General features: G+C 67.9%; 19 protein-coding genes. 13 read left to right on the forward strand and 6 right to left on the reverse strand.

Annotation, left to right across the window (positions count from 1 at the left end; translation table 11 throughout):
* Positions 1–165 precede the first annotated feature (165 nt).
* The 7 genes from eccB to ACFYNU_RS22790 all read left to right on the forward strand — a co-directional run bounded on the left by eccB (position 166) and on the right by ACFYNU_RS22790 (position 7,626).
* Positions 166–1,695: a type VII secretion protein EccB gene (gene eccB / locus ACFYNU_RS22760; RefSeq protein WP_356595948.1), complete on the forward strand. Its 1,530-nt coding sequence runs from the start codon at positions 166–168 to the stop codon at positions 1,693–1,695.
* A 14-nt stretch (positions 1,696–1,709) separates the two neighbouring features.
* On the forward strand, positions 1,710–3,038 hold the full coding sequence (gene mycP / locus ACFYNU_RS22765) for a type VII secretion-associated serine protease mycosin (RefSeq protein WP_388767082.1): 1,329 nt from the start codon (positions 1,710–1,712) through the stop codon (positions 3,036–3,038).
* Between the two features lie 226 nt (positions 3,039–3,264).
* Positions 3,265–3,705, forward strand: coding sequence for a hypothetical protein (locus tag ACFYNU_RS22770; RefSeq protein ID WP_356595952.1), 441 nt, complete (start codon positions 3,265–3,267; stop codon positions 3,703–3,705).
* A 6-nt stretch (positions 3,706–3,711) separates the two neighbouring features.
* Positions 3,712–5,478, forward strand: a complete 1,767-nt coding sequence (locus ACFYNU_RS22775) for a hypothetical protein (protein ID WP_356595954.1) — start codon at positions 3,712–3,714, stop codon at positions 5,476–5,478.
* Between the two features lie 26 nt (positions 5,479–5,504).
* Entirely contained in the window at positions 5,505–6,818 is a 1,314-nt protein-coding gene (locus ACFYNU_RS22780) for a S8 family serine peptidase (protein WP_356595956.1), read from the forward strand.
* A 69-nt stretch (positions 6,819–6,887) separates the two neighbouring features.
* A complete protein-coding gene (locus ACFYNU_RS22785) occupies positions 6,888–7,250 on the forward strand; it encodes a WXG100 family type VII secretion target (RefSeq protein WP_356595958.1) in 363 nt (120 codons plus the stop codon).
* A 76-nt stretch (positions 7,251–7,326) separates the two neighbouring features.
* Positions 7,327–7,626 (forward strand): WXG100 family type VII secretion target, encoded by a 300-nt coding sequence (locus tag ACFYNU_RS22790; RefSeq protein ID WP_356595960.1) that lies wholly within the window; start codon positions 7,327–7,329, stop codon positions 7,624–7,626.
* A gap of 304 nt (positions 7,627–7,930) precedes the next feature.
* Here the strand turns inward: ACFYNU_RS22790 and ACFYNU_RS22795 are convergent, their stop codons facing one another.
* The 6 genes from ACFYNU_RS22795 to eccCa form a co-directional block, all read right to left on the reverse strand.
* The gene (locus ACFYNU_RS22795) at positions 7,931–8,554 is read right to left on the reverse strand and encodes a hypothetical protein (RefSeq protein ID WP_356595962.1); all 624 of its coding nucleotides are present in this window, start codon (positions 8,552–8,554) and stop codon (positions 7,931–7,933) included.
* A gap of 4 nt (positions 8,555–8,558) precedes the next feature.
* Positions 8,559–10,844: a hypothetical protein gene (locus tag ACFYNU_RS22800; protein ID WP_356595964.1), complete on the reverse strand. Its 2,286-nt coding sequence runs from the start codon at positions 10,842–10,844 to the stop codon at positions 8,559–8,561.
* Positions 10,845–10,856: 12 nt separating this feature from the next.
* Entirely contained in the window at positions 10,857–11,354 is a 498-nt protein-coding gene (locus tag ACFYNU_RS22805) for a hypothetical protein (RefSeq protein ID WP_356595966.1), read from the reverse strand.
* Between the two features lie 137 nt (positions 11,355–11,491).
* Positions 11,492–11,722 (reverse strand): hypothetical protein, encoded by a 231-nt coding sequence (locus tag ACFYNU_RS22810; RefSeq protein ID WP_356595968.1) that lies wholly within the window; start codon positions 11,720–11,722, stop codon positions 11,492–11,494.
* Entirely contained in the window at positions 11,719–11,847 is a 129-nt protein-coding gene (locus ACFYNU_RS22815; protein ID WP_356595970.1) for a hypothetical protein, read from the reverse strand. The genes ACFYNU_RS22810 and ACFYNU_RS22815 overlap by 4 nt, the downstream gene beginning before the upstream one ends.
* Positions 11,844–15,827, reverse strand: a complete 3,984-nt coding sequence (gene eccCa, locus ACFYNU_RS22820) for a type VII secretion protein EccCa (RefSeq protein ID WP_356595972.1) — start codon at positions 15,825–15,827, stop codon at positions 11,844–11,846. The genes ACFYNU_RS22815 and eccCa overlap by 4 nt, the downstream gene beginning before the upstream one ends.
* Before the next feature lie 304 nt (positions 15,828–16,131).
* Here eccCa and eccD point away from each other — a divergent pair, with 304 nt between their 5' ends.
* The 6 genes from eccD (at position 16,132) to ACFYNU_RS22850 (ending at position 23,334) form a co-directional block, all read left to right on the forward strand.
* Positions 16,132–17,631 (forward strand): type VII secretion integral membrane protein EccD, encoded by a 1,500-nt coding sequence (eccD, locus tag ACFYNU_RS22825; protein ID WP_356595993.1) that lies wholly within the window; start codon positions 16,132–16,134, stop codon positions 17,629–17,631.
* Positions 17,632–17,798: 167 nt separating this feature from the next.
* Positions 17,799–18,089, forward strand: coding sequence for a 30S ribosomal protein S15 (gene rpsO / locus ACFYNU_RS22830; protein ID WP_023538273.1), 291 nt, complete (start codon positions 17,799–17,801; stop codon positions 18,087–18,089).
* A gap of 356 nt (positions 18,090–18,445) precedes the next feature.
* Complete coding sequence (locus ACFYNU_RS22835; RefSeq protein ID WP_135072277.1) at positions 18,446–20,680, forward strand: polyribonucleotide nucleotidyltransferase; 2,235 nt, start codon at positions 18,446–18,448, stop codon at positions 20,678–20,680.
* Positions 20,677–22,056: a pitrilysin family protein gene (locus tag ACFYNU_RS22840; protein WP_356595975.1), complete on the forward strand. Its 1,380-nt coding sequence runs from the start codon at positions 20,677–20,679 to the stop codon at positions 22,054–22,056. Before ACFYNU_RS22835 ends, ACFYNU_RS22840 begins: the two co-directional genes overlap by 4 nt.
* A 49-nt stretch (positions 22,057–22,105) precedes the next feature.
* Positions 22,106–22,870 carry a 4-hydroxy-tetrahydrodipicolinate reductase gene (gene dapB, locus ACFYNU_RS22845; RefSeq protein WP_356595977.1) on the forward strand — a complete coding sequence of 255 codons (765 nt, stop codon included), beginning with the start codon at positions 22,106–22,108 and terminating at the stop codon, positions 22,868–22,870.
* A 5-nt stretch (positions 22,871–22,875) separates the two neighbouring features.
* Positions 22,876–23,334 (forward strand): tetratricopeptide repeat protein, encoded by a 459-nt coding sequence (locus ACFYNU_RS22850; RefSeq protein ID WP_356595979.1) that lies wholly within the window; start codon positions 22,876–22,878, stop codon positions 23,332–23,334.
* The last annotated feature ends 170 nt before the right edge of the window (positions 23,335–23,504 follow it).

Raw genomic sequence — 23,504 nt, forward strand, 5'->3', positions numbered from 1 at the left:
CTGTCCGTAATGGCCGTTTCCCCGTGGGCCGTTGACCGGGCGATCACCCTACCTGAGCAGTGAGGCGTGATCTCCAGCATGCATAGTAGGGGGCCGGAACGACGGTGCCCCTCTGCGAGAGGAGAGGGAGCCGGCCGCGCAGTGGGGGAGAGGGACAGCGGACAGATGGCATCACGACGGGACGAACTCAACGCCTACACCTTCGCGAAGCGAAGGCTGATCGCGCAGTTCGTGCAGCCGAACTCGACCGGCTCCGAGGAGGGCGCGCCCCGCCCGCTGCGTGGGGTGGTGCCCGGGATGATCGTCGCGGTGGTCATCCTGGCGATCTTCGGCGCCTGGGGGATGTTCAAGCCGGTGGCGCCCAAGAAGTGGAACACACCTGGTGAGAACGTCATCATCGCCAGCAAGTCCACGACCCGTTACGTGGTGTTGGAGACCAAGGGCAAGATCCAGCTCCACCCGGTCCTGAACATGTCGTCGGCGAAGCTCCTCCTGGACCCCGACAAGGGCAAGGTCATCAACGTCGACGAGTCCGTGCTGGACAACGGGAAGATCCCGCGCGGTGCCACCCTCGGCATCCCCTACGCCCCTGACCGGCTGCCCGACGCCAAGGAGGCCGGTGCCGCCAAGCGCTGGGCTGTCTGCGAGCGCCCCGGCGAGGGTGGCCAGGCCATCGAGAAGGCGGCGTTCGTCTTCGCGGAGCGCGAGCAGAAGAAGACCGAGGGCACGAACCAGCTCGTCGGCGGTGAGCTGATGTACGTGGAGGGGCCCGACGAGACCCGCTACATCGTGGACCGGGCCGGAAAGGCGTACACCGTCGACGCGAAGGACGACGTGCTGCTCCAGGTCCTCGTCGGGGACACACGTGAGCCCCAGCGCGTCTCCGCCGCGTGGCTGGAGACGCTGCACGAGGGCGACCCCGTCGACTTCCCCGACATCAAGGAAACGCCCGGCGTCGACGCGGGCGTCGGGGGCGACCTGGATCCCGAGCTGGACAAGGTCGGCACCATCCTCAACGCGGCGGACGGGACGAAGAACCAGAGTTACGTCGTACTCAAAGGACGGGTCGCCCCGATCTCCGACTTCACCGCGAAGCTCCTGCTCAACGGCCCCGATCTGATCGACGTGGGCCAGAACGGCGAGGCCACGTCCGTGAGCGCCGCGACCTTCCGGCCCGGCGAGCCGTTCGGCCAGGACAAGGACTGGCCGGAGGACGAGCCCGACGCCGTCAACTCCGCGAGTACGTCGGACGGAAGCCGTAACACCGTGTGCAACGTGCTCGGCAAGGTCGACCCGGACGGCGGCGACACCACGCTCACCACCTGGGCCGGCACCGGTTTCCCGGCGACGCTGCCGACGGGGGCCACGAGCGCGTACGTGACACCCGGGTCGGGCCAGCTGTTCCGTCAGTTCACGGGCGGCACGACCAAGTCCGGCTTCCTCTTCCTCGTTACGGACACCGGACTGCGGTACGCGATGCAGTCCAACGGCGACAACGCGACGGAGGACTCGGGAATCGGTGAGTCCGGCTCGGAGAAGGACAAGCAGGCCAGCCAGAGCGAGGTGCAGAAGGCGCAGAACAGGCTCGGTTACCAGAACGTGGACGCGGCGCCCGTGCCGGCCGCCTGGTCCTCGTTCCTGCCGACGGGGCCGCGACTGTCGACCAGCGCCGCGGGTCAGCCGCAGGGTTCGTGAGGGGCGGGTCAGCCATGACGTACATCAACACGCGCGCACGTACACATGCGCGCACGCATTCACGCACGCATCGACACACGCGTACACGCACGCCCAACTCCGCACCCACGTACCGCAAGTTGGCCGCCGCGACGACGGTCCTGGCCACCGCCGCGCTCTCGCTCGTGACCCTGTCGGCGCCGACCGCGACGGCCGACACGGGGCAGTGCGACTTCCCCGGGGAGAAGTACGCGGGCCGGCCGTGGTCCTTGCAGCGCGTGCTCATGGACGAACTGTGGAAGCAGTCGACCGGCAAGAACGTGCGGGTCGCGGTCATCGACACCGGCGTCGACATCAAGAACCCGCAACTGACCAAGGCGGTGGACGTCGGCAGCGGCCGCAATCTGATTCCCACGAACGCCAAGGACGACAGCGGGAACAAGCTCGAACGGGGCAAGTCGAACGGCACCACCGACGTCGTCGGTCACGGCACCAAGGTCGCCGGCATCATCGCCGCGCGCCCCGGCGACGAGACCGGCTTCGTCGGTCTCGCGCCCGACGCCGAGATCATTCCGATCCAGCAGAACGACGCGTACGGCAACGGCACCGCCGAGACGCTCGCCACCGCGATCGACCACGCGGTCAGCGAGAAGGCCGACGTCATCAACATCTCCCAGGACACGGCGAACGCCGTGGAGCCCACACCGGTGCTGAAGCAGGCCGTGGACGCCGCCCTCGCGGCGGAGATCGTGGTCGTCGCCTCGGCGGGCAACGACGGCGCGGACGGTAAGGACAAGAAGACCTACCCCGCCTCGTACGACGGCGTACTCGCCGTGGCGGCGTCCGACCGTAACAACGAACGGGCCCCGTTCTCCCAGCCGGGCGACTTCGTCGGCATCGCGGCGCCGGGCGTGGACATGGTCACCACCGTCCCCGGAGGCGGCCACTGCGCCGACAACGGCACCAGCTTCTCCGCCCCGTACGTCGCGGGAATCGCCGCGCTGATCAAGAGCAAGCACGAGAACTGGACGCAGGAGCAGATCGTCGCGCAGATCCAGCAGACGGCGGAGCGCTCCATCCCAGGCCGGGACCGTCTCGTCGGCTGGGGCGTCGTGGACCCGGTCCGCGCGCTGACCGAGGATGACAAGCCTGTCGAGAAGCCGGTGGCACACGAAGGTGTGACCCGCGCCGACGCCCCGACCCCGGCCGAAGTCCACCTCGGCGAATCCGCCGAGGAACGGAACTCCCGGCTCGCCACCTACGTCCTTGTCGGGGGCGCCGTCCTCGTGGCGGCGATCACGGGCGGTTCGGTCGCACTGCGTGATTCACGTCGCCGGGCGCGGCGGGTTGAGGAGAGTCGGTGAAAGTGGTGACGGTTGAGGGAGCTGTTGCCACAGTCAAGTCACGTGATGGATAACGCCCTTCGACGTTTACGGCTGAGTAGTTAGAGTGTTACGTGCGATCACCGGTTGAACGGGGAAGACCGGTCCGGGAAACCCCGTCCGCGTGATCGCGCCGTAGGACAGAAGCAAACGGGGAGAGGAACGGGCATCGTGCCTGAGTCGGTGTGTGGCGTGAGCGGGGGCTCCGATGGCGAGTGATCTTGAGCGCGGTGTAGGCGCGTTGAAGCAGTTCCAGAGCAAGATCAACATCTTGCTCTCGGAGTTCGAGCGCGGCGCTGGTAGCAAGGGTGAGATCGAGGCCCAGCGCGTGCCGCGAGCCTCGTTCAGCGGCCCCGGAAAGTTCGACGAGGCCGAGGGCTTCTCGAAACAGTACGACCGTGTGCACACGTCGCTCATCACCCTGTCGAAGTCCCTCGCGGACCAGATAGAGCTGCTGAGCATCGGAGTTCACGCCGCCGACGTCGGCTACAACAACGTCGAGGACGATCTGCGGCACCGCTTCCACACGATCCAGACCCGTCTGGACGAGCAGCGTGAGGCTCAGGAGAAGCAGCAGCGGCAGGAGAAGGGCGGGGCGCCCGAGGCGCCGCGTCAGGACGCCACCGGCGGCACGAAGGACTTGGGGTGATGAGACATGACTGACGAGAAGAAACCGCCGCTCTCCCCCCAGGAGCAGCAGCAGAACGAAGAAGCCACGCAGATCCGGACAGAGTTCGGCGTGGTCGACGTCACGGAGCGCATGGCGTCGTCCATGGGTGGACTCTTCTTCGGCACCTCCGGTGGGTTCTTCGGCAGGACGAGCTTCGAGGAGCGGGGGCTCAACGACATGCTCGACCTGCTGGACGGCGCGAACCCCTCGGATCTGGAGAACGCCGGCAAGAACCTTGAAAGGGCTAAGAAAAGCCTCAACGACGCCGCGCAGGAACTGAGCGACTTCGTCAAGGCCACGGACTGGCACGGTGAGGCAGCTACCCAGTTCCAGAGCTACGGCAACGAACTGGCGAGGTACGCCTGGGACCTGGGCTCGTTCGCGAACGTCGTCGGCACTCAGATGACCGTCGCGGCGACCGGCCTGACATCGGTCCGCAGCGCCAAACCGCCCCGCGACAACCGGGGTGACCCCAGGCGCCCCAAGGACTTCCCGGTCTCGGAACAGCGGGAGGACAACCCGGAGTACAAGCAGGCCGTGAAGGCGGAGGAGAACCGCCAGGAGGCCATCAACCAGATGAACCGCCTGGCGTCGTTCTACGCGGTGTCGGAACAGTCGCTGGCGGGTGCGAAGGAGCCGGTGCTGCCGGAGATGCTGGCGACGCCGGTGCCGCCGCCGTCATACGGTGAGTGGAACGAAGAATTCGTTTCGGGGGACTCCGGCGGCACGCGCGCGCTGGACTCGTCGTCCCAGCAATCGAGCGCTGTTCGCACCGATGCTGGTGGCACTGAGGGCGTAGTCCGGACTGGCACTGACGGCTTGGTTACGGAAAAGCCCCTGCCGAACACCTCGATGGAGATCGACAGCGTCACGACGCTGCCGCCCACGCCCACGAATCCTGCGCCCACGCAGCCCACCCCAGTGACTGGTGGGCCGCCAGTGTCAAACGCGCATGTCCCCCCGTTGGGCCCCAACTTCAGTCCTCCAGTACGTGGCGGCGGCCCTCGTTCCGGGCCCCCGCTCGGGCCCAGGGGAGGGGGGCCGGGGCCGGTCTCCAACGCGAGAACGGGTACGGGCGGTGGCGGTCGTCCCGGTCCCGTAGGGCGCCCCACCCCGATGAACGGCGGCACCACCTCGGGTTCCCAGTCGGGCAGGGGCCCCGTCGGCAGGCCGACGACACCCATGGGCCCCGGTGCGGGACGCGGCGGCACCAATGCGACCCGGAGTCCCATGGTCGGCCGACCGAGCACCGGAGGGCAGCCCATGGGCGGGCGTTCCGGCTCGGGGACATCCTCAGGCTCTCGTACGGGCGGCCGTAACAACGGCATCGTAGGAGGAACGCCGCAGCGCACCTCCGGTGGGAGCAAGGGCAACTCCGGATCGCGAATTCCCCGCGGAAACGTCATCGGCGGGCAGGGGCAGGGGAATGCGCCGGGCCGGCCTGCGTCGGCGGCGCGTCCCAGTCAGTCCGGTGTCGTGGGAAACAAGCCCGCACAGGGCGCTACACGGCCCACCGGGCGAGGCATGCCCAGTTCCAACGGTGTTGTAGGCACTCCACGGAACGGTGGTAAGTCTCCCCGCGGTGGCGGTTTCACAACTGGTGGCTCAGGCCTGACCGGTGACCGACGCGGTCGGAAATCCGACGACCAGGAGCCGGAGCGCCCTGAGCAGTCCCGTCCGGAGAACCGGGCGGACGAGGAAGAAACGCGGACGGTGCGGCGCCGTGATGCCGTACCGCCAGTCATCGACTAGGCACAGCGGAAGGTTCGGAAGTCGGGATGACGGCAGGAATGAACCAGGTCCGGAAGCGATTCGGGTCGTACGGCTTTCGGCGCGGTCCGCTGTGCGCGGTGGCCGTTATTGCGGCCTCGATGGTGGGGGCGATCGGTGCCCCGGCGGCGGTCGCCGCAGACGTGCAGGCGAAGCAGTGGTACTTGGACGCCATGCGGGTCGACGAGATCTGGAAAACATCTACGGGTGAGGGCGTCAAGATCGCCGTCATCGACACCGGCGTCAATGCGTCTACCTCGTCGCTCAAGGGGCAGGTACTCAAGGGCTTGGACGCCACTAAGACGGACGGGACGACGGACGACTACGACGGACATGGGACGACCATGGCCGAGTTGATCGCAGGAACAGGCGCAGGTGGCGGACTCAAGGGGCTGGCGCCCGGGGCGAAGATTATCCCGATGCGCGTGGCCAACAAGGAGTTCGAGGAGAAGCACAAGTCGAAAACTTTCGATAGCGCCAGCGCCATCCGCGCGGCTGCCGACGGTGATGCCAAGATCATCAACTACTCGGGCGGCAGTGTGTTCATGCACGCGGCGGAGAAAGAGGCGGTGGAGTACGCGTACAGCAAAGGAAAGTTGTTCTTCGCCGCCGTTGGAAACACTGGTGACGAGGCGAACAAACCAGGCTACCCGGCCAATTATCCCGAAGTAGTCGGCGTGGCCGCGACCGACCGCGAGGGCCAGGTGGCCAAGTACTCGCAACATGGTGACGTCGTCGACATCGCCGCCCCTGCCAACGACATTCCCGGTTGGTGCGACGCAACCTTCACCAAGTACTGCGACGGCGACGGCGGTACCAGCGCCGCCTCCGCCCTCGCCTCCGCCTCCGCCGCCCTCATCTGGTCCGCCAACCCCGACTGGACCGCGAACCAGGTCCTGCGCGTCATGTTCGAGTCCGCAGGCCGTGGCGAGGACTGGAAGCCCGGCACCGTCAGCAACTACCTCGGCCACGGGATCGTCCGCCCCAACGCCGCCATCAACCGCGGGATCGGCAAGCCCGGCGATCCGGACCTCAGCCCGCTCACCAACGAGCGGACGACGAGCGGCGATTCGGCCGACGCGGGTGCGCCCTCGGAGGGGTCGGAGAAGGATGGCGACGCCTCCTCCAAGCCCGGGGCCGGCGGCGCGAAGGACACGGGAACCGACAAGGGCAAGGACGCCGACACCGACACCGTCGCGGCAGGCAGTGCGGAAGACAGTGGCGAAGACAGCCAGTTGGGGCTGATCCTTGGCGGAGTGGCGGTTGTCGCCGTACTCGCCGGGGGCGCGTTCGCCGTCGTACGCAAACGCCGCACCGCGTGACCGGGCGGCACAGACCACTCACCGAAGCACCCACGCAGTAACGAGCACATACGAAAAGGAGACTGACATATGGCAGTCCAGAAGGTCGGCGATCAGGCACTCAAGGACGTCCAGGACCAGATCACGGTCCAGTTCGAGGACGTCAAAGGCCAGCTGAAGAACCTCCAGGGCGTCATCGACAGCCTGGAAGGTGCCTGGAAGGGCATCGGCGCCAGCGCCTTCGATGTGAAGCAGGCCGAGATCAACTCCGGCATGGTCCGCATCGCGAAGATGCTGCTCAACTTCCAGGAAGCGATCCAGGTCACCCGTACGACCGCGGGCAACACCGAGGACGAGGTCTACGCGGCCCTCAACGGCGTCGACGTGACCGCCGGCTTCTCCGGTGACGCTGCCGCGACCGCGAAGGCGACGTCGAACATCAACGGCTACTGACGGACCGTCAGTCAGCCGCGTATACGTACCGCACAGCACGCACCACACAACACACTGACAGGAAACAGGAGGACTCGTGGCTCAGCAGAACGACGGCACCATGGTCGTGACTTACGGCTCGCTGGAGCAGGCCGCCGGGGTCATCGAGAAGCAGGCCGCCCGGCTCGACCAGAGCCTTGAGGCCATTCAGACGAAGATCCGCGGCGTCTCCTCGACCTTCGAGGGTGAGGCCAAGACCGCGGCTGACGCGGCTCACAAGAAGTGGGACCACGAGACGCGTCTGATCCACAACGCGCTCAAGGACATCGCCCGCAGGGTCCGCGAGGCCGGCCCGACGTACCAGGCGGGCGACAAGAAGTCTGCCGGCTACTTCTAAGAAGTCCCAGAGATCTGAGAACTTCCCCGAAGCAACCGGCAGTTGCGGCGACTGGGGGGCACGCGCGGGAGGTGCCCCCCTTTGCCGTGCCTAATCCGTGGTAGTGCATCAGGGCATTCACGGTACTTCGATCAGTGTTCCGGATACTCCGGCAAGCTCTCGCGAAAAGGTTCGCGCGTATCGTCGCGAGCGTCGTGCGTCCAGCTGCGGACGCCTCAGCGCAGAGCATCTCGGTGCATCTCTTGCTCCTGCGCCCGGGAGCACTTTCTCCTCCCCTCAGAATCCACAGCTGGACTGCCGAGACCTACTCGGGCAATTTGGAGGGGAGGTTGCAGTCCGTCTCGTTGTGTGCGAAGCGCCCCGCCTCGATTGCCAGGTCCTTCAGGCCCTGGCGCACCTCGTTCGATGCCTTGTTCGACCTCAGGTCAACGACAACTCTGATGCTGTATTCGCCGCCAGGAATGGTTCCTGCTTTGGCGCAGGGCACCTGAATGGCGACTGTGTTACCCGCTGTGATGAAGCCGCCGGATCCGGCTTCGAAGCTCTCACGAGACTCGTCACCAGCCTCCAGTGAATACTTCGCCCAACTGTCGCTGGACTGGGTTTCCATCACCAACGTCCCGGCGCTCAGGAGCGTTTCCTCCTCGCCGTAGACGGCGCAATCGCTCCTGAACCCGTTGCTCTGCTGTGTCACGAGTCCGCCGGTCACTCTACCCCTGAAGGAGTATTCGGGTTCCTTCGGCAGGACCGTTCTGAGTGTCGAGGCCGCTTGCTGCGAGTCGCCGAGCGACTCGCAGACTTTGGTTGCCTGTATTTCGCCGCGTTTCTCGAACGGAGGCAATCCGAGTGCATAAAATGCCCCGGCTGTCAGGCAGGCGGCCACAAGTACCGCAGCTGGAATCAGGAACTTCTTCGACATAGATTTCATGCGTTTACTTCTTCGGCTCGAGTTGCCGGGGAGTTCCTTCACCGTCGATAAAGTCGCTGAGGTTCGTGCGGGCGTTGTTAAAGCCCTCCTCCGCTGCGTTCGCGGCAGCGTCGACAATCGCTGGCGACGGATTCTTCGCGCTCTCGCCCGCCTTTTCGGCAGCTGCTTCGACAAGCGTGTAAGTGGACTGTCGTGTCGCGTCTATTTCCTGGCCGTTGCGGTAGATGACTTCGCCGGAACTGTCTTTCAGTGACCCTTCAGTGAGACCGCCGAGAATCTCATCCACTGCGGTGCCCGCCAATCCACCCGCCACTATGCCACCAGGGCCGATGAACGGAGCCGTCGCCAGTCCGACCCCGATGCCGATCCCGGAGCCGACCCAGGTACTGGTGGTCTGGATCGCGTCGTTGAAGTCTTGGTCCTTTGTGCCCCCCTCCTCCTCGCTCGCGAAGGCGCGGCCTGCCCCGATCGTTCCCTGGACTTCGCCACTCATTTTCGCAACACCCTCAATTCCCTGCTTCAGGTTGTCGCTATCGCTGAAATTAGAGTCCTGAACGAAGGCGCCTGGATTGGTGAAGTGATATTCCATCAGGGACGTCGTATAGGCTGCCTGTCCTGCGTTGACCGCCGCGTATCCCTCGGGATTCTGCCCCACCGTGTAGAGGAACCTGGTGATGTCGACCTCAGGGATCTTCGCCGCTTCGCCGACCACCGGAAACAGATCGTTCGCCGACTCTTTCCCGGCGTACAAACCTCGATTGATGTCAGGCATATATTCGGCGGCGATCTGGCCCACGCTGTCGGACATGTAGCCGTGCTCGGTGAGCCGATCCGGCTTTTCCGAGATTGACACCATCAAGTTCTTCGCCAGTTCCGCCTGCCCGGCGTTGTGGGCAGGAGTGTCGAGAGTCGGCAGTTCGCCCGCCGGGTGACCCGTCGTCGCCGCCTCCAGTGCAGCTCCCAGGTTGTTACGGCCCGAGATGCTGTTCTCGCCGTCCTTGTCGCGCTCCGGTGGCCAGTCGCGCTCTTCGAAGAGATAGTCGAAGTTGGAAAGCGAGGCCTTGACCTCTTTGCCATCCGCGTTCTTCTCCTTGAAGTCGTGGTCCTCGTCCTTCGACAGGAACGGATCGTTGAAGAAATCCGTCGCGGCGTCCGGGCTGTTCGACAGCGCCTTCAGATAGCCGATCATGGGGTCCGATCCGGAGTCCTCACCGGTGCGGTTGAGATTCGGGTCCATGCCCATATGGGTCCAGACCGTCGCCCCGTGGCGGCCGTTGCTGGTGGCCGCCTTCTCGGTCTCCATGAGTTCGGTGCCGTAGCTCTTGAGAAACTGGTCGTCGAAATTGCCCCAGCGCATCAGGTTGCTCATCACCTGGAAGCCCATGGTGGTGCTGTTCTTGTGTACGGGCTGGCCGCCCAGCTCCGTCATCTCATACGTCCACCTGCGCATTTCAGGCGTGTCGGCCTGAGTCGCCGTGGCGAGCGTGAGACTGAGGTTCTTCTGTAGATCACCGAGCTGTTCGCGCCGCTCCGAGTACACTTCCCGGTTCGTGGCGGGATCGGTGATGGCGTCCCAGAATTCGAGGGTTCCCTTGGGGCCCAGCTGCTCGGCGAAGCGTTCGGAGAAGAGTTCGTCGCCCGAGTACTTCTTCAGGCCGGCGTTGAGCGTGTCGAACTCCTTGACCGTGAGGTCTTCCGGGTTCTTCTTCGCGAGACGGGCGAGATTCTCCGCCTCTTTGATCGCGTTGGCGGCGGAATCGCGGTCCGCGTACTTCTGCCCCGAGAAGCCGTAGTCGGTAAGGTCGACCAGTGCCTTGAGCGACGTGGACGCGGTGTTGTCCACCTCGGTCGCCGTGTTGAGAATTCCCTGAAGTTCGTCCCGCAGCGCGTCGACATCCTTCTGGCCGTTCGCGGGCTTCGGATCGGGATTCGGGGTGACGGTGAACCCGCTGCCGGCGGACTTGACGGACATGTGGTTGTTCCGCCCCCGCTCCATGGCTTCCTTGAGCAGGCGCTGCTGGGTCTTCAGCTCACCCTGGGTGTCGCGGATGATGTTGCGGATCGACTCGGCCTGGGTGTGCGCGTCGTTGAACTCCTCGGCGGTCTTGCCGATGAACTCACGCGACACCGTGGCGTTGTACCCGGCCCAGTTGGCCTTGTTGGCCTTGCCCCTGAGCCCGTCCTGAGCGTCCTTCTTCAGGTCGACGAGTTTCGCGAGCATCTTGGTCCAGGCGTCGACCGTGTCATCGAGTGTCTTGAAGTTGGCGGAGTGAAGAGCTTCGAAATCCATGAGTCTGCTCCTCTAGTCCTTCTCGTCCTTCTTGGGGTCGCCGTAGACATCGTTCTTCTTGCCTGGGGGCGCCCACGACTCGTCGAAGCCCGCGTCAAGAGTGGAGATGCTGCTCACATGGCGCTCGATGAAGATTTCGTCGCCCTCGTGTGCTTTCTTCGTGAAGTCCATGTGGTTGGAAATCAGCGCGCAAGCGTCCATGACCGATCCGAGCTGCCGGTCCCAGCGCAGCGAGACATGGCTGAGCGCCCCGCCCAGGGCGAATCCCTGGGTTTTCAGATCGGACGCCGCCGTGTCGGTCTGGGTGACCCGTGCCTCTTCCCACAGCCGGTTGTACAGCTTGAACGCCTCGTCGCCGATCGCGGCCAAGTCCTTCTGATCGACCGAGAGGTCACCGGTGGGACTACCCGCGTTGGGCCTGTCCTCTTCCGGGATCCCGTTGATCTGCATCTGTGTCTGCCCGTTGCTCGCGGCCGACGCCTTCAGCTGGTCCCATTCGTCCCATGCCATCTGGGATTCCTTCCCCCGTGCTGGTGCTCACTGATTGATCTCGTCATTCCGTATCAACCTATTGACGCGCACTGACCGCACGCAAGTGTCGTCCGGCGTAAACAGGTTGACCCTCACACGCCCCATTCCGGCCCGCCTCACTCCATCCCCGCCAGCCGGAAAAACTCCACCGCCTGCCACCCCAGGAACAGCGCCAGCACGATCAGCGCGATCTTCCGTCCCCGGATCAGCCCGTCCGACGGCTCGTGGGCCGCCGGGTTGTCGAAGCGTCTCGCCTGGAAGCGCCACCACACCTTGCGCTGATCCACGAAGGCCAGGCCCAGGAAGAGCACCGCGAAGAAGGCCACGAAGACCCCCGCCGCCGTCACCGCCCCACCTCCAACGCCATATCCAGCGTCATATCCATCACCGACTCCATCACCGGCACCGACTCCATCACCAATTCCGTCACCGTCACCGACTCCATCACCAATTCCGTCACCGACTCCGTCACCGCTCGTCCATGGACGGCATCAGGCCGGTCTGCACCAGCGGGTTGCCGCGCTGGCGGGAGATGAAGATGCCACGGCCCGCCGGCATCGGACGCGCCCGTACGCCGCCGAGGATGTCGCCCTCCTGCGGGTCGCCCGAGAGCAGTACGCCCTGCGCGCCGAGCTCCATCATCCGCTGCATGAACGGCTCGTACGAGGCCCTGCTCGCCCCCGCCGCGCTGCGCGCGATGATGAAGCGGACACCCACGTCACGCGCGAACGGCAGCTGCTCCGTGAGCTTGTTGAGCGGGTTGCCGCTGGAGGTGGACACCAGGTCGTAGTCGTCGACGACCACGAACACCGTCGGCCCCCGCCACCAGCTGCGCTCACGCAGCTGCTGCGCCGTGACGTCGGCCGCGGGCGTACGGCGCTGCATCAGGTCCGACAGCGCGTCCACGTGGTGTTCCATGTTGTTGGACATCGGGACGTACTCCGCCAGGTGCGTAGACGGCGTCACGTCCAGCAGCGCGCGCCGGTTGTCGATGACGAAGAACTTGGCGGAATTCCCGTCGTACCGCTCCGACAGCTGCTTGATCAGCAGGCGCAGCAGGTTCGACTTGCCGGACTCGCTCTCGCCGAACACCAGAAAGAACGGATCGCGGTCGAAGTTGACGAAGACCGGCTCCAGCAGGTTCTCGTCGATCGCGAACGCCACGCCGCGCTGCGGCTGCTCGGCCCCCGCCGGCAGCGTCGCGGCGTCCAGCTCGCGCGGCAGCAGCCGTACGGCCGGGGCGCCCGGCCCCGTCCAGTGGCGGCCGACCTCCTGTGTCATGGCGGCCGTCGCCTCCGACAGGTCGCTGTCGGAGTTGATGGAGTCGATGCGCGGCACCGCCGCCATGAAGTGCAGCCTCTCCGGCGTCAGACCACGGCCGGGCACCCCCGTGGGGACGTTGACCGCGGCCTTGCGGTCCAGGTCGGAGTCCATCGTGTCGCCGAGCCGCAGCTCCAGCCGGTTCATCAGGTGGTCCTTGAGATTGGCGCGCACCTCCATCGAGCGTGACGCGGTCAGCACCACATGGATGCCGTAACCGAGTCCGCGTGCCGCGATGTCGAGGACGGCGGGCTCCAACGCCTCATAGTCGGTGCGGAAGTTGCCCCAGCCGTCGATGATCAGGAAGACGTCGCCCCACGGCTGGTCCGCCGCCGAGATCTCGCCCCGTTGGCGCATCCTGCGGAAGGTGTTGATGGAGTCGATGCCCGCCGTACGGAAGTACTCCTCGCGCCGTGTGAGGATCCCGTACACCTCGGCCGTCGTCCGTCGCACCTTCTCGGGGTCGAGCCGTGACGCCACCCCGCCGACATGCGGCAGTCCGGCGATCGACGACATGCCGCCGCCGCCGAAGTCCAGCCCGTAGAACTGCACTTCCTGCGGCGTGTGCGTCAGCGCGAACCCCGCGATGAGCGTCCGTAGCAGCGTCGACTTGCCGGACTGCGGACCGCCCACGATCTGCATGTGCCCCGCCGCACCGGAGAAGTCCCGGTACAGGGTGTCGCGGCGCTGCTCGTACGGCTTGTCCACCACGCCCAGCGGCACGATCAGACGCCCCGCGCCCTCGAAGCCCGGCTGTGTCAGCCCGCGCCCCTCCACGTTCGACAGCCCCGGCAGCAGCTCGTCCAGCGACGGCGGATTGTCCAGCGGCGGCAGCCACACCCGGTGCGCCTCCGCGCCGCGCCCTTCGAGCCGGCGCACGATCACGTCGAGCACCGTGTCGGCCAGCGCGTCGTCCTCGGGAGTGGTGCGCGCGTCCGGTACGGCGGGCCGGGTGGCCGGCTGTACGTAGTGCACCGGCACCGGCGCCGCGGTGAACGGCACGGGCCTGCGGTCGACCGGCAGCGGCCCCCCGGTGCCCGCGACGGCCTGGGCGTTCGCGCGGTACACCCCGGAGACGTACGCGGCCTTGAACCGCACCATCTCGTCGGTGCCGTACTTCAAATACCCGGAACCGGGCACGTTCGGCAGCTGGTACGCGTCCGGCACACCGAGCGCCGCGCGCGACTCCGCGGCCGAGAAGGTACGCAGACCCACCCGGTACGACAGGTACGTCTCCAGACCGCGCAGCCGGCCCTCCTCCAACCGCTGCGACGCCAGCAGCAGATGAACACCCAGCGAACGCCCGATGCGCCCGATCTGGACGAACATCTCGATGAAGTCCGGCATCGCTGTCAGGAGTTCACTGAACTCGTCGATGACCAGGACCAGCGACGGGATGGGCTGCAACGGCGATCCCGCCGCGCGCGCCTTCTCGTAGTCGTGGATGTTCGCGTAGTTGCCCGCGTCGCGCAGCATCTCCTGCCGGCGGTTCAACTCGCCGCGGATCGAGTCACCCATGCGGTCGACCAGCGTCAGGTCGTCCGCGAGGTTGGTGATCACCGCGGCGACGTGCGGCATCTGCGACATGCCCGCGAAGGTGGCGCCGCCCTTGAAGTCCGCGAGGACGAAGTTCAGCGTTTCCGAGGAGTGCGTGACGGCGAGGCCCAGCACGAGCGTACGCAGCAGTTCGGACTTGCCGGAGCCGGTGGCCCCGACGCACAGCCCGTGCGGCCCCATGCCCTCCTGCGCGGCCTCCTTGAGGTCCAGCATTACGGGCGCCCCGTCCTCGCCCACACCGATGGGCACACGCAGCCGCTCCGCCTGTGAACGGGGCCGCCAGGTACGGGTGACGTCGACCGACGCCGCGTCCCCGAGGTTCAGCAGATCGGTGAAGTCCAGGTTGGCGAGCAGCGGTTCGTCGTCGTCGTCCCCGCCCGTCGCGGCCCGCAGCGGCGCGAGCTGACGGGCCAGCGCCTCGGCGGCCTCCAGGCTCAGCCGGTCGGGCTCCCCGTCGTACACCATGCCGTGCCCCGACTCCAGCCGCAGCGAGTCGGGGTGCACCACCACGGAGAGGCCGCCGCGCGCGCCGGTGACCTCGCCCGGTACGACCTCGACGACCGTGACGCCCTGGAGTCCCTCGGCCGACGCCAGCATCGACACGGGGGGCAGCGACATGCCGTCCAGGACGACCACGATGTGCGGCTGGTCGAGCAGCGGGTGCCCGCCCGGCTGGAACCGCGGACGGCCCTCCAGCCGCGCCGCCAGCATCTCCTCCAACTCCCGTACGTCGGAGGTGATCAGCCGGCGGCTGCCCGCCCCGTCCCCGGGACCCTGCGCCTGGACGTGCGGCAGCCACTTCGCCCACTCCCACCCGGGCGCCGCCTCCCGCCCCGCGACCACGGCGATCACCAGGTCCTCGGGGGAGTGCAGCGAGGCCAGCGAACCGACCATCGCGCGCGCCGTGGAGCGCACCGACTCGGCCTCGCCGGTGACCGTCAAGTGGTAGAAGGCGCGCAGCGAGACGGCCATCGGCAGACCCTCCACGACGCTGTGCGCGTTGAGGAACTGCCGCATCGCCCCGGCGGTGAGCGGCTCCAGCTCGTCCACCGGCGCGGTCTCGGGCTCGATGAGCGCGGTGGCGAGCTGCTGACTGCCCAGCCCGATACGTACCTGCCCGAAGTCCTCGTCGGCCACCCGGCGTTCCCACACCCGGCTGCCCTCGGCGACCAGCGCCCACAGCTGCTCCGGCGACGGGTGCAGGTAGTACTGCGCGTCGCGTTGCAGATGCGCGGTCCGCAGCACCGTACGCCGCGTCTGCGTCAGGTACTTGAGGTAGTCACGCCGCAGGTCGGCGAGTTCACCCTGGGTGCCGCGCCGGTGCCGCACCAGCATCGCGATGGCCATGGCGATCGTCGAGGCGATCATCACCATGCCCATGATCCGCATGATCGGGTTCGGCGTCATGAAGAAGAAGACGACCGAACCGCCCATGCCGAGCATCGGCAGCAGCTGCATGAGCGCGCCCTCCTGCTGCCCTCTGGGCAGCGGCGGAGGGGGTTGTACCTGCACATGCTCGCCCGGTACCTCGGCGGGCAGGGCCCGCGGTGGGCGCTTGACGACGATCTGACTCACTGCTCACCAATTCCCTTGCCGGACGAAAGAGTTCCCACCGGCGCCCCCGTGGCGACGGGCCTACATCCGCGGGCAAGGATCCTACTTGCGTGGGTGCCCACCACCCGGCGGTAGGGTGACCGGACTCGTTCGCGCACGCGTGAACCATCCGCGGAAATGCGGTCATTCGGACCAGAAGCAGCGCAAGCGAGCGCGAACAAGTGCAAACGGCGCAAGCAAACGGGAACAAGCGCGAAAAGGCGCGAAGAAGCGCGAACGCAGGCATCGGGCGTATGGATCCACGAGGGGGATGCAGCACGTGAGTATGACGGCCCAAGCGGCGGCCACCGGCACCGGTCAGCCCGGCGCACCGGCCCCGTCCAGCGGTGGAACCGGCTTCTGCCGGATCACAGTTGTCGCACCGGACGGCCGGATCGATGTGGCGCTGCCCGAGGACATCCCCGTCGCCGACCTCCATTCGGAGATCCTGCGGCTGTCGGGGCAGAGCCCCGCGGCCGGCGCCCCGGTCGGGTATCACCTGGTACGCCGCGACGGCACCGTCCTCGACAGTGCCCGCTCGCTGGCCTCCCAGCGCATCCTCGACGGCGAACTGCTGTCGCTGCGCCCCTTCTCCGAGTCCCTGCCCCCGGCGGTCTTCGACGACGTCTCCGACGCCGTCGCGTCCGCGGTCGCCCGCGACCGCACGCTGTGGACCGACAGCGCCATGCGCGGTGCCGGGCTCTTCGGCGGCTCCGTCCTGCTGGTGCTGCTCGCCTTCGTCCTGTGGACCGCCGACCCCCGGCACGACACCCACGGCCTGCCGGGCATCCTGGCCGGCGTCACCGCCGTCCTGCTGGTCGCCCTCGCCGGCGTACGGGCCCGGGTGTACGACGACCGCGGCTCCACCGTCGCGCTCGGCATCGGCTCGCTGGCCAACGCCGCGGTCGCCGGCTCCGGACTGCTGCCCTTCGCGGACGGCCAGGGCATCGGCAGGCTCCAGTTCCTGCTCGCGTGCGCCGCCGTACTGGTCGCCTCGGTGATCCTGGTGATCGTCGCCCCCGGCGGCGACGGCCCCTTCGTCGCGTTCGTCTTCGCCTCCGCCGTCGGCCTCCTGGTGACGTTCATCGCCATCACGACCGACATGGCGCCCGCCGAGACCGCCGCCGTCTGCGCCGCGCTCTCCGTAGGAACACTCGCCTTCCTGCCGGGCCTCTCCACCCGCTTCGCCCGCCTCCCCATCGGCTTCGAGCCGCCCCGTACCGCCGCGGGCGACTACGGAAGCGACCCCGCGCCCCCCGCCCCCGTCGACCCCGAGCGCATCGCCGCCCAGGCCCGGCGCGGCCACGAGCTGCTGGTCGGCCTGGTCGGCGGCTGCGCGCTGGTGGCCGTCGGCGCCGCCGGCGTCCTGGGATTCTCCGACGGCCTGTGGGGCCAGCTGCTCGCCCTCGCCACCGGCGTCGCCATGCTGATGCGCGCCCACCTCTTCAGCTACACGGCGCAGGTCGGCTGCGCCCTCGCCGCGGGCCTCGGCGCCCTCGTCCTGCTGGGACTCGGGCTCTGCCTCAACCCCCCGGAGGGGCTGATCCGCGAGGCGCTGCGCGGTGACGGCACGGCTCTCGACATCCGTACGGTCTGGCTGACCGCCGCCATCGCCGGGATCGCCGCGCTGATCATCGCCATAGGGCTGATCGTGCCGCGCAAGGGCGTCACGCCCTTCTGGGGCCGTTTCCTGGAGATCGCCGAGTCCTTCGTACTACTGACGGTCGTCCCGCTCTGTCTGGCGGTGTTCGACGTCTACCACTCCATCCGTGCGTTGACGTCTTGACTGGCTGGTACGCTGTGTGACGGCCGTTTGTGTACGCGTTCCGGTCTGTCCGGAACCAGCGACCGAACATCATCGGCCGATCACCCCCGCCACTCGAGTAACCGAAGATCCCCAGCGAATTCGACCTGGGGCGCTCGATGGCTACGAAGACCACACGAGGAGTACGCGTGCCGCTTGCCGCCGCTACGAAGAAGCAGATCATGTCGGAGTTCGCCACCAAGGAAGGCGACACCGGCTCCCCCGAGGTCCAGGTCGCGATGCTCTCGCGCCGTATCTCGGACCTGACCGAGCACCTCAAGACGCACAAGCACGACCACCACTCGCGTCGCGGTCTGCTCATCCTGGTCGGCCAGCGCCGCCGCCTGCTGCAGTACCTGGCGAAGAAGGACATCCAGCGCTTCCGTGCGCTGGTCGACCGCCTGGGTATCCGCCGCGGCGCGGCCGGCGGCGCCAAGTAGTACGCCGTGAAGGGAGCGGTTCCCACACACCGGGGACCGCTCCCTTCGCCGTATGCGCAAGAAGCTCAGTAACCTGTTCGCAGGAGCACAGCTCCCGGACACCACTGAGAAGCACCACGGAACCACCGAAGAAGCAGCACAAGAAGGCACCACCCACTGACGAGGGGGAGCGCCCCTCCGCCGCCGCCGGTCCTCGGTAGTGGCCCCCGGAACGGCGCGGCGAACGCCGCCCGCGGCCCACGCCGCCGCCCCGGGAGCTTCGATCGAAGACCGGCCCGCAGGAGCGCTTCTCCGCCTGTCCCCCGCCACACGGGCGCGGGACGAAAGACGACAACGACGAGTATGGAGAACCACTGGTGGAGAACGAGACCCACTACGCCGAGGCCGTTATCGACAACGGCACGTTCGGCACCCGCACCATCCGCTTCGAGACGGGCCGCCTGGCCAAGCAGGCCGCCGGCTCCGCCGTCGCGTATCTGGACGACGACACCATGGTGCTGTCGGCCACCACCGCTTCCAAGAAGCCCAAGGACAACCTCGACTTCTTCCCCCTCACGGTGGACGTCGAGGAGCGGCAGTACGCGGCCGGCAAGATCCCCGGCTCCTTCTTCCGCCGCGAGGGCCGGCCCTCCGAGGACGCGATCCTCACCTGCCGCCTCATCGACCGCCCGCTGCGCCCCTCTTTCAAGAAGGGCCTGCGCAACGAGATCCAGATCGTCGAGACGATCATGGCGCTCAACCCCGACCACCTGTACGACGTGGTCGCGATCAACGCCGCCTCCTGCTCCACGCAGCTGGCCGGCCTGCCCTTCTCCGGCCCGATCGGCGGCACCCGTGTCGCCCTGATCAAGGGCCAGTGGGTCGCGTTCCCGACGCACACCGAGCTCGAGGACGCCGTCTTCGACATGGTGGTCGCCGGCCGCGTCCTGGAGGACGGCGACGTCGCGATCATGATGGTCGAGGCCGAGGCCACCACGAAGACCATCCAGCTCGTCGCCGACGGCGCCGACGCTCCCACCGAGGAGATCGTCGCCGCCGGACTGGAAGCCGCGAAGCCCTTCATCAAGGCGCTCTGCAAGGCCCAGGCCGACCTCGCCGCCAAGGCCGCCAAGCCCACCGGCGAGTTCCCGGTCTTCCTCGACTACCAGGACGACGTCCTGGAGGCCCTCACGGCCGCCGTGCGGAGCGAGCTGTCGCAGGCGCTCACCATCGCCGGCAAGCAGGACCGCGAGGCCGAGCTGGACCGCGTCAAGGAGCTCGCCGCCGAGAAGCTGCTCCCGCAGTTCGAGGGCCGCGAGAAGGAGATCTCCGGCGCGTACCGCGCGCTGACGAAGTCCCTGGTCCGCGAGCGCGTCATCAAGGACAAGGTCCGCATCGACGGCCGCGGCGTCACGGACATCCGTACGCTCGCCGCCGAGGTCGAGGCCATCCCGCGTGTGCACGGTTCCGCGCTGTTCGAGCGTGGCGAGACCCAGATCCTGGGCGTCACCACCCTCAACATGCTCCGCATGGAGCAGCAGTTGGACACCCTGTCGCCGGTGACCCGCAAGCGCTACATGCACAACTACAACTTCCCGCCGTACTCCGTCGGTGAGACCGGCCGCGTCGGTTCGCCGAAGCGCCGCGAGATCGGCCACGGCGCGCTCGCCGAGCGCGCCATCATGCCGGTGCTGCCGACGCGCGAGGAGTTCCCCTACGCGATCCGCCAGGTCTCCGAGGCGCTGGGCTCCAACGGCTCGACGTCCATGGGCTCGGTCTGCGCCTCCACCATGTCGCTGCTGAACGCCGGTGTGCCCCTCAAGGCCCCCGTCGCCGGTATCGCCATGGGCCTGATCTCCCAGGAGATCGACGGCAAGACGCACTACGTCGCCCTCACCGACATCCTCGGTGCGGAGGACGCCTTCGGCGACATGGACTTCAAGGTCGCCGGCACGAAGACGTTCGTCACCGCGCTCCAGCTCGACACCAAGCTCGACGGCATCCCCGCCTCGGTCCTGGCCGCCGCGCTGAAGCAGGCCCGCGACGCCCGCCTCCACATCCTCGATGTGATGAACGAGGCCATCGACGTCCCGGACGAGATGTCCCCGAACGCCCCGCGGATCATCACCGTCAAGATCCCGGTGGACAAGATCGGTGAGGTCATCGGCCCCAAGGGCAAGATGATCAACCAGATCCAGGAGGACACCGGCGCCGACATCACGATCGAGGACGACGGCACCATCTACATCGGTGCCGCCGACGGACCGGCCGCCGAGGCCGCCCGCGCCACGATCAACGGCATCGCCAACCCGACCATGCCGGAGGTCGGCGAGCGCTACCTGGGTACGGTCGTCAAGACCACCACCTTCGGCGCGTTCGTCTCGCTGCTCCCCGGCAAGGACGGTCTGCTGCACATCTCGCAGATCCGCAAGCTCGCCGGCGGCAAGCGCGTGGAGAACGTCGAGGACGTCCTCGGCGTCGGCCAGAAGGTCCAGGTCGAGATCGCTGAGATCGACCAGCGCGGCAAGCTCTCCCTGATCCCCGTGATCGAGGGCGAGGACGAAGAGAAGAACGACAAGCAGGACGACCAGAAGGACGAAGCCTCCCAGTGACGTTTCGTAGTTCCACGACGACGGCCCGCACCTCCTCGGAGGTACGGGCCGTCGCCCGTACCCAAACCCTCCTCGAGGGGCAGAACGGCATCGGCACCGTCCGCCGCACGACCCTCCCCGGCGGCCTGCGCGTCGTCACCGAGTCGCTGCCGTCCGTACGGTCGGCGACCTTCGGCATCTGGGTACAGGTCGGCTCGCGCGACGAGACGCCCACGCTGGGCGGCGCCACGCACTACCTCGAACACCTCCTCTTCAAGGGCACCCGGAAACGCAGCGCCCTCGACATCTCCTCCGCCATAGACGCGGTCGGCGGCGAGATGAACGCCTTCACGGCGAAGGAGTACACCTGCTACTACGCGCGCGTGCTCGACACCGACCTTCCCCTCGCGATCGACATCGTGTGCGACATGCTCACGGGCTCGCTCATCGAGGCCGAGGACGTCGACGCCGAGCGGGGCGTCATCCTCGAAGAGATCGCCATGACCGAGGACGACCCGAGCGACTGCGTGCACGACCTCTTCGCGAAGACGATGTTCGGCGACACCCCCCTCGGCCGCCCCGTCCTCGGCACCGTCGACACCGTCAACGCCCTCGACCGCGGCCGGATCGCCCGCTTCTACAAGAAGCACTACGACCCGACGCACCTGGTCGTGGCCGCGGCGGGCAACGTCGACCACGACACCGTCGTACGACAGGTGAGCCGCGCCTTCGAGAAGGCCGGCGCCCTGTCTCGTACGGACGCCGTCCCCGTCGCCCCGCGCGAGGGCCGCCGCGAGCTGCGCACCGCGGGCCGCGTCGACCTGCTGAACCGCAAGACGGAGCAGGCACACGTCGTCCTCGGCATGCCGGGTCTCTCCCGCACGGACGAGCGCCGCTGGGCGCTGGGGGTCCTCAGCACGGCCCTGGGCGGCGGTATGAGCTCCCGCCTCTTCCAGGAGGTACGGGAGAAGCGCGGCCTCGCCTACAGCGTGTACTCGTACACCTCGGGCTTCGCCGACTGCGGACTGTTCGGCGTGTACGCGGGCTGCCGCCCCAGCCAGGTCCACGACGTACTGAAGCTCTGCCGCGACGGGCTCGACCAGGTCGCCTCCGACGGACTCAGCGACGAGGAGATCGGCCGCGCCGTCGGCCAGCTCTCCGGCTCCACCGTCCTCGGCCTGGAGGACACCGGCGCGCTGATGAACCGCATCGGCAAGAGCGAGCTGTGCTGGGGCACCCAGATGTCCGTGGACGACATGCTGGCGCGGATAGCGGCCGTCACCCCCGACGACGTACGCGCGGTGGCACGCGACGTACTGGGACAGCGCCCCTCGCTGTCGGTCATCGGCCCCCTCAAGGACAAGCAGGCCGACCGGCTCGACGAAGCGGTCGCCTGACCGCACCGCCTCACCGCGGCCTCCTAAGGAAGCAGAAGGAAACAGAGCGATGAGCACCAAACTGCGGGTGGCCGTTCTCGGCTCCAAGGGCCGGATCGGCTCCGAGGCCGTACGGGCCGTCGAGGCCGCCGACGACCTGGAACTGGTCGCCGCCCTGGACCGGGACGACGACCTGGACACCCTCGCCGACTCGGGGGTCCAGGTCGCCGTCGAACTGACCGCGCCCTCCGCGGTGATGGGCAACCTGGACTTCCTCGTACGCCACGGCATCCACGCCGTCGTCGGCACCACCGGCTGGACCGACGACCGCCTGGCGCGGCTGCGGACGCTGCTGGCGGACTCCCCGGGAACGGGCGTGCTCGTCGCGCCCAACTTCTCCATCGGGGCCGTCCTCACCATGAAGTTCTCCCAGGCCGCGGCGCGCTACTTCGAGTCCGCCGAGGTGATCGAACTCCACCACCCGAACAAGGTGGACGCCCCGTCGGGCACCGCCAACCGCACCGCCCAGCTGATCGCCGAGGCCCGCGCCGACGCGGGCTGCGCGCCCCAGCCCGATGCCACGGTCACGGCGCTGGACGGGGCGCGCGGCGCGGACGTCGACGGTGTGCGTGTGCACTCCGTACGGCTCCGAGGACTGCTGGCGCACCAGGAGGTGCTGCTCGGCGCCGAGGGGGAGACGCTCACCATCCGCCACGACTCCCTGCACCACAGCAGCTTCATGCCGGGGATCCTCCTCGGCGTCCGCCGGGTGGTCGGCACACCGGGCCTCACCTACGGCCTGGAGCACTTCCTCGACCTGAACCTGCCGGGCTGACCGCCGTGCGCGCCAAGATCATGTACTTCGTCATGGCGGCGCTGCTCGTCGGCTACTTCGTTCTGGCCGGCGGCCGGGGCGTCGCGCTCATCGGGATCGGTACGCCGCTGACCGTCACGTTCGGCATCGCCGTGCTGGTGATGCCGGTCATCGGCGCCTGGTTCCTGTGGAAGAACACCCAGTTCGTCCGGCGGGCCAACCGGCTCGCCGCCGAGCTGGACGCCGAGGGCGGGCTGCCGGTGGACGAACTGGTGCGCACCCCGGGCGGCCGGGTGGACCGCGCGTCGGCGGACGCCGTCTTCGCCGCCCGGCGCGCCGAGACCGAGGACACCCCGGGGGACTGGCGCTGCTGGTTCCGTCTCGCGGTCGCGTACCGCGACGCGGGGGACACTCCCCGGGCCCGCGAGGCGATGCGGCGCGCGATCACGCTCCACGGGGCCGCCCCGGCGGCAGCCGCGCGATGACACCCCCGACACCTCTGACACCGCGCTGAGCCGCGGTCTCCACAACACAGCGGCCGGGGGGGGGGGGGGGGGGGGGTGGGGGGGGGGGGCCGCCCCCCCCCCCCCCCACCCCCCCAACAAACAACGCGCGCATCGAGCACACCCGCCCCGCCAAGCGCACCACCCACCCC

Source organism: Streptomyces sp. NPDC006643 (assembly GCF_042870175.1).
In the GTDB taxonomy this organism is placed as follows: Bacteria; Actinomycetota; Actinomycetes; order Streptomycetales; family Streptomycetaceae; genus Streptomyces.

What these genes read in the sequence shown, in the direction of transcription:
- mycP (WP_388767082.1), top strand. Translation starts at nt 1,710, where the DNA reads ATGACGTACATCAACACGCGCGCACGTACACATGCGCGCACGCATTCA.
- eccB (WP_356595948.1), top strand. Translation starts at nt 166, where the DNA reads ATGGCATCACGACGGGACGAACTCAACGCCTACACCTTCGCGAAGCGA.
- dapB (WP_356595977.1), top strand. Translation starts at nt 22,106, where the DNA reads ATGAGCACCAAACTGCGGGTGGCCGTTCTCGGCTCCAAGGGCCGGATC.
- ACFYNU_RS22800 (WP_356595964.1), bottom strand. Translation starts at nt 10,844, where the DNA reads ATGGATTTCGAAGCTCTTCACTCCGCCAACTTCAAGACACTCGATGAC.
- eccD (WP_356595993.1), top strand. Translation starts at nt 16,132, where the DNA reads ATGACGGCCCAAGCGGCGGCCACCGGCACCGGTCAGCCCGGCGCACCG.
- ACFYNU_RS22780 (WP_356595956.1), top strand. Translation starts at nt 5,505, where the DNA reads ATGACGGCAGGAATGAACCAGGTCCGGAAGCGATTCGGGTCGTACGGC.
- ACFYNU_RS22775 (WP_356595954.1), top strand. Translation starts at nt 3,712, where the DNA reads ATGACTGACGAGAAGAAACCGCCGCTCTCCCCCCAGGAGCAGCAGCAG.
- ACFYNU_RS22805 (WP_356595966.1), bottom strand. Translation starts at nt 11,354, where the DNA reads ATGGCATGGGACGAATGGGACCAGCTGAAGGCGTCGGCCGCGAGCAAC.
- ACFYNU_RS22795 (WP_356595962.1), bottom strand. Translation starts at nt 8,554, where the DNA reads ATGAAATCTATGTCGAAGAAGTTCCTGATTCCAGCTGCGGTACTTGTG.
- ACFYNU_RS22770 (WP_356595952.1), top strand. Translation starts at nt 3,265, where the DNA reads ATGGCGAGTGATCTTGAGCGCGGTGTAGGCGCGTTGAAGCAGTTCCAG.
- ACFYNU_RS22785 (WP_356595958.1), top strand. Translation starts at nt 6,888, where the DNA reads ATGGCAGTCCAGAAGGTCGGCGATCAGGCACTCAAGGACGTCCAGGAC.